This is a genomic window from Actinomadura sp. NPDC048032, from assembly GCF_040653175.1.
In the GTDB taxonomy this organism is placed as follows: Bacteria; Actinomycetota; Actinomycetes; order Streptosporangiales; family Streptosporangiaceae; genus Spirillospora; species Spirillospora verrucosospora.
In genome coordinates this window covers 1-3,372 of record NZ_JBEZJP010000625.1, presented here as the reverse complement: position 1 = coordinate 3,372, position 3,372 = coordinate 1, and the positions used below count along the sequence as shown (strand labels likewise).

Sequence of the window (3,372 nt, the reverse complement as noted above, 5' to 3'; positions counted from 1 at the left end):
GGACGCGGCCGGGGAGATGCCCGGGTACGCCGAGCGCGCGATCGAGACGGCGCGCGAGGCGGGCGCCACCGGCGCCGAGGCCAGCCTGCTGGTCACGCTCGGCCTGTACCGCGAGTCGCGGGAGGCCGACACGGGCGTGGCGGAGGTGTTCGCCCGCGCCCACGAGCTGGCCGCGGCGGCCGGCGACAGCTCCATGATCGCGATGCGGGCGGCGTTCCACCACGCCCGGACGAAGTTCGACCGCGGCGACCTCGCGGGCGCGGTGCGCGCCGCCGACGCGGGCGTGAAGTACGCCGTCGACAACGGGATCGTGTGGAGCACGTTCGGCACCGTGCTGCGCTCCCTGCGCTACCTCGTCCACTACACGTCGGGGAACTGGGCGGAGGCGGGCCGGCTGGCCGACCAGTTCGCCGTGCAGGTCGTCCGCACGCCCGAGGCGCAGGTGTCGGCGTACGCCCTGTTCCTGGAGGTCGCGCAGGGCGCCCCGACGGTCGAGGAGCGACTGCGCTGGATCGCTCCACTGTGGGGGCAGGACGCGTTCGTCAACTACCTCGCCCGCGGGCTCGCGGCCGAGCACGCGCTGTGGCGCGGCGACCCGGACACGGCCGCCGAGCACATCGGCGACGTCGTCGACACCGTCTACGTCCAGACGGTCGGGGCCATCCGCATCGCGGCGACCGGGCTGTGGGCGGAGGCCGAGCGGGCGGCCCGCGCCCGCGCCGCCGACGACGACGAGGCGCTGCGGGCGGCGCGGGAGACCGGCGACATGCTCCTGCGGATCGCGCGCAGCGTCGTCGCGGTCAACGTCGACGGGCAGCCGCGCGGCTGGCTCGGCTGGGAGGGGCAGGGCTGGCTGGCCCGCGCGGAGGCCGAGCGCCGCCGCCTCGACGGCGTCCACGACGTGGAGCTGTGGCGCAGGGCGGCCGAGCTGTTCACCTACGGCGACGCCGACGGCGGGTTCGTCTACGAGGTGGCGCGGTCGCGGTGGCGGCTGGCGGAGGCGCTGGCCGAGAACGGCGAGCGGGACGAGGCCGCCGTGCAGTGGCGGGCGGCCGTGCGGGCCGCCGAGCGGCTCGGCGCCGCGCCGCTGCTGGCCGCGCTGCGCGACCTCGGCGCCCGCGCCGGGCTCGGGACCGGCCGCGCGGGCGCGGAGCCGCGGACCGGGCCGTCCGGTCCGCTCGCCTCCCTCACCGGGCGCGAGCGGGAGGTGCTGAAGCTCGTCGCCGAGGGCCGCAACAACCGGGAGATCGCGGCGGCGCTGTTCATCTCACCCAAGACGGCGAGCGTGCACGTGTCGAACATCCTCGGCAAGCTGAACGTCTCCAGCCGCACCCAGGCCGCCGCCGTCGCCCACCGCGAGGGAATCTGATCTTGCGATGGCGGACCGGGCGCCGGTAATGTGCATTTCGTGACTGCCGGGTCGGCCATGGGCCACGAGCGAGTGAGGTTCCCGGCCTCCGAGTGAGGCCGGAGCGGGCCCGAGGCCCGCCTCTTCCACTCCCCCTTCCTCTTCACCTTCCGCGCGCGCAGCGCATTGTCCTTCATGCGCGCAGCGCGACGTCATCAGGCATGCCCGCGCTTCCGGCATGCCCTTTCATCACCTTTCCCAAGCCGCGGCCGCGCGTTCTTTCCGCGGCTTATTCGCCATGCCCGAAAACAGGAGACGAATGGATTTCAACAAGCAGGTCATCGAGGAGTTCCGCGCGAACGGCGGGCGGGTCGGCGGCCCGTTCGAGGGCGGGCGGCTGCTCCTGCTGACCACCACCGGAGCGCGCTCCGGCGCCCCGCACACGACGCCGCTCGGCTACCTGCCCGACGGTGTCGGGCGCGTCCTGGTCATCGCCTCGGCCGGGGGCTCGCCGAGGAACCCCGCCTGGTTCCACAACCTGGTGGCGAACCCGCGCGTCACGGTCGAGAGCGGCGTCTTCGCCTACGAGGCCGACGCGGTCGTCCTGGAGGGGGACGAGCGCGACCGGGCCTTCGCGCGGGCCGCCGAGGCCGATCCCGGCTGGGCCGCGTACGAGGAGAAGTCGGGGCGGACGCTGCCCGTCGTCGCGCTGGTCCAGGTCGCCGCCGGACCGCCCGCCGGACCGGAGTCGCCCAGCGCCATGCTGGTCGCGGTGCACGACGCGTTCCGCGGGGAGCTGGAGCTGATCCGGAAGGAGGTCGCCGCGTCCGGGGCCGCCGTGGGCGCCCAGCTGCGGGTCAACTGCCTGACGATGTGCCAGGGGCTCGGCCACCACCACATGGGCGAGGACCAGCGGTTGTTCCCCGTCCTGGAGCGGCGCCACCCCGAGCTCGGGCCGGTGCTGGCGGAGCTGAGGGACGAGCACGAGACGATCAGCGCGCTGCTGGAGGAGCTGCGCCGCGTCCTGGACGCCGGCGACTCCGCGTCGCTGCTCGCCGAGGTCGGCCGGCTCGCCGCCGCGCTGGAGGCGCACCTCGACCGCGAGGAGGAGCGGCTCGTCCCGCTCCTGGACGCCCTGGAGTTCTAGGGGGCGCGCCTAGAGGAGGCCGCGGCCGGGGATCAGCGGCAGGTCCAGGGCGGTGAGCAGGCCGGGGGGCGCCTCGACGACGGCGGGGACGGCGTTGACCAGGCGCATCGCGGTGGCCTTCAGGCCCGCGGTGTTGTGGTCGCCGTCGGTGCCGAGGAGCCTCAGGTCCACCGTGTAGTTCGGCTCGCCGCGGACCTCGACGCGGTAGCAGCCCGCGCCGGCGGGCTGGGGCCAGTCGGGGGCGAGGTCGTCGCGGAGCCGGGTGACGTGCTCCAGGACGACGACGGCCTCGCCGCCGCGCATGCCCCCCACCTCGAACCGCAGGGCGGCGGCCGTGCCCTTCTCGATGGTCCCGGCGGAGACGGCGAAGGTCTCGGGCGCGGGCAGGCGGGTGTGCCACTCGGCGATCCCGTCCAGCTCCACGCCGAGGCCGGCGGCGATCTGCCGGACGACGCTCCCCCACGCCATGGTGAGGACGCCGGGCTGCAGCAGCATCGGCACGTCGTTCATCGGCCGGCCGAAGCCCATGATGTCGAACAGGACCGTGGCCTGGTCGTAGGTGTTGTAGTTGAGGATCTCCATGCAGCGCACCTGCTCGATGCGCTCGCTGATGCCGGTGACGGCGAGCGGGAGCACGTCGTTGGCGAAGCCGGGGTCGATGCCGTTGACGAACAGGGACGCGCCGCCGGCCGCCGCCGCCTCGCGCACCGGGTCGGACATCCCGGGCGGGACGACGCCGTCCGGGAACTGCAGGAAGACGGGGCTGCTGGAGACGACGTTCACCCCGGCGCGCAGGATGCGGCACAGGTCGTCGATCGCCTCCGTCAGCCGGACGTCGGCCATCGAGGTGTAGACGACGCAGTCGGGTCGCAGGGCC

The 3,372-nt window shown here is 74.6% G+C and carries 3 protein-coding genes; 2 read left to right on the top strand and 1 reads right to left on the bottom strand.

Going from position 1 to position 3,372, the window contains the following annotated elements; translation table 11 throughout:
- Positions 1-1,369, top strand: a 1,369-nt coding sequence (locus AB0C69_RS40210) for a response regulator transcription factor (protein WP_360361667.1), incomplete at its 5' end; no start/stop codon positions are given.
- Between the two features lie 298 nt (positions 1,370-1,667).
- Positions 1,668-2,495, top strand: a complete 828-nt coding sequence (locus AB0C69_RS40205; protein ID WP_360361665.1) for a nitroreductase/quinone reductase family protein — start codon at positions 1,668-1,670, stop codon at positions 2,493-2,495.
- Positions 2,496-2,504: 9 nt separating this feature from the next.
- On the opposite strand, the gene AB0C69_RS40200 is transcribed toward AB0C69_RS40205, so the two are convergent.
- Positions 2,505-3,372: dihydrodipicolinate reductase (locus AB0C69_RS40200; RefSeq protein ID WP_360361662.1), on the bottom strand; the 868-nt coding region annotated here is incomplete at its 5' end.